The organism is Dietzia sp. B44, from assembly GCF_014145245.1.
GTDB lineage: Bacteria > Actinomycetota > Actinomycetes > Mycobacteriales > Mycobacteriaceae > Dietzia > Dietzia natronolimnaea.
The window spans coordinates 4607-10207 of the sequence record NZ_JAALEF010000377.1 but is presented as its reverse complement, the minus strand read 5'-3'; the positions used below and the strand labels follow the sequence as shown (position 1 = coordinate 10207).

General features: G+C 70.9%; 5 protein-coding genes. All 5 read right to left on the bottom strand.

Annotated elements, in window-relative coordinates; translation table 11 throughout:
• Positions 1-53 precede the first annotated feature (53 nt).
• On the bottom strand, positions 54-623 hold the full coding sequence (locus tag G6017_RS12340; RefSeq protein ID WP_179525180.1) for an NUDIX domain-containing protein: 570 nt from the start codon (positions 621-623) through the stop codon (positions 54-56).
• Positions 624-628: 5 nt separating this feature from the next.
• The gene (gene pyrG / locus G6017_RS12335; protein WP_095719366.1) at positions 629-2440 is read right to left on the bottom strand and encodes a CTP synthase; all 1812 of its coding nucleotides are present in this window, start codon (positions 2438-2440) and stop codon (positions 629-631) included.
• A 76-nt stretch (positions 2441-2516) separates the two neighbouring features.
• Complete coding sequence (locus G6017_RS12330; protein ID WP_241731514.1) at positions 2517-3449, bottom strand: copper transporter; 933 nt, start codon at positions 3447-3449, stop codon at positions 2517-2519.
• Positions 3446-4618, bottom strand: coding sequence for a putative cytokinetic ring protein SteA (gene steA, locus G6017_RS12325; RefSeq protein ID WP_182617597.1), 1173 nt, complete (start codon positions 4616-4618; stop codon positions 3446-3448). The genes G6017_RS12330 and steA overlap by 4 nt, the downstream gene beginning before the upstream one ends.
• A gap of 59 nt (positions 4619-4677) precedes the next feature.
• Positions 4678-5601: DNA repair protein RecN (locus G6017_RS16870; protein WP_524536294.1), on the bottom strand; the 924-nt coding region annotated here is incomplete at its 5' end.

The window sequence follows — 5601 nt, the reverse complement described above, 5'->3', positions numbered from 1 at the left end:
GCCGTCCGACCGGGTCATCGCGGCACGGCCGGCGTCATCGCCAGGACGCCCCGTCAGCGCCCGGCGATCGACGCGCGCGCGGCGAGGATGCCGGCCACGGCGATGCCGTTGACGATCCGCCCGTCCAGGACGGCGTCCACGGCCTCGGAGAACGGCATCCGGGCCACCTCCATGTCCGCCTCCTCGTGCATGGCCTCCGGCCGGGTCACCTCGCGCAGGCCCCTGGCCAGGAACACGTGGACGCGTTCGGTGCAGAATCCCGGCGACGGAACGATCGAGATCACCGGTTCCCAGGATCTCGCCTCCAGCCCGGTCTCCTCGACCAGTTCGCGCTGCGCGGTCTGGACCGGTTGTTCGCCGTCGACGTCGCACAGTCCGGCCGGCAGTTCCCAGAGCCGCTCCCCCACCGCGTGGCGGTACTGACGGACGAGTGTCACCTGATCGGAGTCATCGAGGGCGATGACCGCGACAGCGTCGTCGTGACCGCAGATCTCGCGGTCGGCGGTGCCCCCGCCCGGCATCGTGAGGGTGTCCACCCGTAGCCGGACGATCCGGCCGTCGAAGACCTCCCGACTGGCGATGGTGCGGTACTCGTGCGACCCGGGGGCACCGGAGTCGGTCACCTCGATCAGCTCCCGTCCGAGCGGACGTCGGAGGTCAGCTCGGCATCGACGTCATCGGCACGCACGCTGGACGTCTTGGCGTCCGGAGCGGCGACGGTCGCGTGAGCGGACTCACCCGACTGGTCGGCCCGCCACGGCTCGACCGGAAGTCGCATCTCGTTCTCGTAGTCCAGGGCCGCCTTGATGAACGCGGCGAACAGCGGGTGGGGGCGTGTCGGCCGCGACTTGTACTCGGGGTGGGCCTGGGTGGCCACGAAGAAGGGGTGCTGCTCCGGCGGGTACTCGACGAACTCCACCAGGTGGCCGTCGGGCGAGGTGCCGGAGAACCGCAGACCGGACTCGGCGACCTTGTCGCGGTAGGCGTTGTTGACCTCGAACCGGTGTCGGTGCCGTTCGGAGATCTCCGTGGCGCCGTAGGCCTCCGCCACCAGGGACCCCTTGGTGAGCACGGCCGGGTACGCGCCCAGGCGCATCGTCCCGCCGAGATCGGCGTTGCCGGCCACGGCGTCGACCTGGTCCGCCATCGTGGAGATCACCGGATGCTCGGTGTCCGGCTCGAACTCACTGGACGAGGCCCCGTCGAGCCCGACCGACCGGGCCGCCTCGATGACCGAACACTGCAGGCCCAGACACAGTCCGAGCAACGGGATGCGGTTCTTCCGCGACCACGAGATGGCGCCCAGCTTGCCCTCGATCCCACGGATACCGAAACCGCCGGGGATCAGCATGCCGTCGACGCCCCGGAGGGCCTCCCGCGCGCCGGCCTCGGTGGCACAGGCGTCGGACTCCACCCACCGGATGTTGACCCTCGCCCGGTGGGCGAACCCGCCTGCGCGCAGGGCCTCGGTCACCGACAGATAGGCGTCGGGCAGGTCGATGTACTTGCCCACCAGGGCGATCTCGACCTCCTCGCGCGGTTCGTGGACTCGCTTGAGGAGTTCACCCCACACGGTCCAGTCGACGTCCCGGAAGGGCAGGTTGAGCTTGCGGATGACGTGGGTGTCGAGATGCTCACCGAAGAGCACCTTCGGGATGTCGTAGATGCTCGGGGCGTCGGGGGTGGAGACCACGCCCTCGAGGTCCACGTCGCACATGAGCGCGATCTTGGACTTGAGCCCGTCCGGCACCTCGCGGTCGCACCGCAGGACGAGGCCGTCCGGGACGATACCGATGGACCGCAGCGCCGCCACGGAGTGCTGGGTGGGCTTGGTCTTGAGCTCACCCGACGGTGCGAGGTACGGGACCAGTGAGACGTGGAGGAAGAAGATGTTCTCGCGTCCGACCTCGTGGCGGACCTGCCGGCAGGCCTCCAGGAAGGGCTGGGACTCGATGTCGCCGACCGTGCCACCGACCTCGGTGATCACCACGTCGGGGCGGCGGCCCTGCTCATCGGGCGCGCCCATCGCGATGATGCGTTCCTTGATCGCGTCGGTGATGTGCGGGATCACCTGGACGGTGTCCCCGAGGTACTCGCCGCGACGCTCCTTGGCGATGACGGCCGAGTACACCTGGCCGGTCGTGACGTTGGCGTTGGCGCTCAGGTCGCGGTCGAGGAAGCGCTCGTAGTGCCCCAGGTCGAGGTCGGCCTCCGCACCGTCCTCGGTGACGAACACCTCCCCGTGCTGGAACGGGTTCATCGTCCCCGGGTCCACGTTGATGTACGGGTCCAGCTTCTGCATGGTCACGCGCAGTCCGCGCGCGGTCAGAAGCTGCCCCAGGCTGGAGGCGGTGAGCCCCTTACCCAGCGACGACGCCACGCCACCGGTGACGAAGATGTGCTTGGTCGCGGACCGCGATGCGGCTCGGTTCAGTGCCAAGGGGACTCCCGTGTCCAGACGCCGGAATGGATGAATGCTGGTGTGGCTCCGGTGCACCCCACGGGGCTTCAGGCTATCACCGAGCGGGCGCGGTGGGGAGCGACGGCACCGCCGCGGTCGCATCCGGGCGCAGCCCGTAGTGTCCCTGCCCCCGCGCGAGCTGCTCCGCCAGCGCGAGCCCCGTGGCCAGCCGGCCGGAGTCCGAGCCCGCGGAGTCGACGGTCGAGACACCGTCCTCGCCGGAGGAGCGCAGCACGGTGACCGCGTCGTACCCCTGAGCGCCCGTGAGTTCGGCCGACACGACCGCTCCCACGCCCTCGCGGTCCAGGGTCCGCGCGAACGAGGCCACCCGGACCGCGGTCGACTCGGCCTCGCCGGGGCCTGTGACGACCAGCGCCAGCTGACCTGGTCTCAGGGTGCCCGGTTCGAACTCGACGAGTCCCGCGTCCGACAGGGTGGTGAGGACCGTCTCGCGGTCGTCGTCGTCGAGGTGTGGTTCCGCGTCCTCGGTCCGCAGCAACCCGGCACGGCCCACGGCGGTACCCAGTTGGGTCCCCAGGTCCGCATCGGTGGCCGGTGCGTCTCCGATCGGCAGGTTGGCCACGAGTGCCTGGACCTCGGCGTCGGCATCCGGGTCGACGGCCTTGTCGGTGAGTGTCACCCGTCCTGCGGCGATGCCGCCGGCCGCACCGATGACGTCGACGGCGGCGCTGACGTCCTCGTCGGACGCCCCGGGGGCCACCACGACCAGCACGGGGCGATCCTCGAGGGTGCCGTCCAGTACCGGCCGGGCGAGCTCACCGGCCATGTCGTCGAGCCGGTCGACGGCGAGTCGCCGTTCGGCCGACTCGGCCCGGGTCGACTCGAGTTGCGCCGCCGTCGTCTCCTCGCGGTCGACCACCGCGTCCCGGATCGACGTCGCCACGGACGTCGACCCCAGGACCACCCCCAGCCCCAGGGCCAGGAACACGGCGACCAGCGTGAGAACGTGGCGACGCAGAGAGATCAACGGACGAGCCCCTGGACCCAGAGGGCGAAGGTGTTCCATGCGTCGATGGCCCAGATGAGCAGGTCCTGGGCGGAGTCGCGGGCGACCACCACCGCGGCCACCGCGATGAGCGCCGCGAGCACCACGAGGGCCAGCCCGATCCCGGCACCTCGCGAGCGGTACAGAGTCGCGCACGCGTCGGCGTGGACGAGGCGGGACGACACGGCGGTGTCGACCATGGTCGACGACGGTACGGAGGAGGCGCCGAACGCGTTCTCGAGTCCGCGGTCGTCGCCGGTCACCACGATCATCTCGGCTCCGCCGTGGAAGGCCAGCAGCAGGGCCATGTCGCGTGCGGTCGCCGCGGCGGGGAACGTGGTGGCCCCCACGCCCAGCTCCGTGACCCGCTCGAGCCCCTCGGCCCTGCCGTCGCGATCCGCCGGCACGACCAGGACCGCGCCGTCCGTGAGCACCTCGTCGGAGACCCCGGTGGGGGTCGCGACCACGACGTCGGCGGAGATCCGGGCCGCACGCAGCAGTTCGGCTCCCCCGTCCACACCCACGACCAGCGGTCGGTACTCCTTCATGAAGGGCTTGAGATCGGAGAGCTGCGCCTCCGAGGCCCGGTCCCCGGTCACCACCACCACGTGGCGACCGGTGAAGTCCACGTCGATCCCGGGAAGGCCCTCGCCGTCGAGGAGCAACTGGTGCTCGAGGCTGAGGAACTCCGTGGCGTTGGCCAGGTGCGCCAGCGCGGACTCGACGTACCCGTTCTCCGCGGCGTGGACCTCGGAGAGGAGGGTCTCGGGGCCGACCTCACGGCCGGTGGCCAGCTGGCCCTCGGTCTTGACCGAGTAGACCACGCCCTCGTCGATGCGGACCCGGGTCCCGTCCTCGACCTCGGCGAGGTCCGCGTCCTCGATGACGGGGATGGTCGACGAGGCGAGGATCCGGAACGCGGCACGGGGCAGCATCTCCTCACCGGGGCGCGGCACGTGGACGACGGCGGCGACATCGGCCTCGACGACGGCGCGGGCGGTGGCCGCCGACGTCCGGTTGAGGTCGAGCACGGCGACGTCCTTGGAGCCGAGCTTGCGGGGGACCGGTGATCCCGCCCGGACCTGGCGGACGGTACCGACCACACCGGCGAGATCGTTGGAGCGGCGATTGAGCAGACCCGTCATCTTCATGTGCCCGAGTATCACGCGTGTGATTCGAGTGACGAGGGAGGTCGGTTCGGCGTGTCGGATTAACGGTCGACTTGAGCTTGAGACTTCTCCGACTGCGCCTTCCCGAGGAGCTCCTCGGCATGCGCGAGACCGGTGTCGGTGTCCTCCATCCCGGCGAGCATCCGCGCGAGTTCGATGACCCTGTCCGAGTCGTCGACCGCGCGCACACCGGACACGACACCGTCCCCACCCGTGGAGTCCGCGGCCTTGTGGATCACGAGGTGCGTGTCCGCGTACGCGGCGACCTGCGCGAGGTGGGTCACGGCGATCACCTGGTGGGTCCTGGCCAACCTGGCCAGACGCTTGCCGATGCTCAGCGCGGCGCGTCCACCCACTCCTGCGTCCACCTCGTCGAACACCAACGTCCCGCCACCGGAACGTTCCGCCAGGACGACCTCCAGGGCCAGCATCACCCTGGACAGCTCGCCGCCGGAGGCGCCCCGGCCCAACGGGACGACCCCCGACGGCCCGTCGAGAGCCAGTTCCACGTCGTCCAGGCCGGACTCCGTCGCGGCGGCGAGGCCGTCCCCGGCAGGGGTGACCCTGACGACCAGCCCGGCTCCGCCCATGGACAGCTCGGCCAGCTCCGAGGTGACGCGTCGTGCCAGGTCCTCCCCCGCCGCCCTGCGGATGGCGGTGAGCTCGGCCCCCCGCTCCTCCAGCTCGAGGGCGAGCCTCGCGACCGTGGCCGTGAGGTCGGCCACAGCGGAGTCGGAGGTGTCCACCTCGGACAGGCGGATGCGCGCCTTCGCGGCCCACTCGATCACGTCGTCCACGTCGGTCCCGTACTTCCGGGTGAGCGCCCTGAGATCATGCCGTCTCTCGAGTGCCGCATCGAGGTCGGCCGCGTCCACCGGGAGTTCGGCCAGGTAGAGGCCGAGCTCGGTCGCGGCGTCCCCCAGCGCGGCGACGGCCTGGTCGATACTCGTGGCGATGGGATCCAG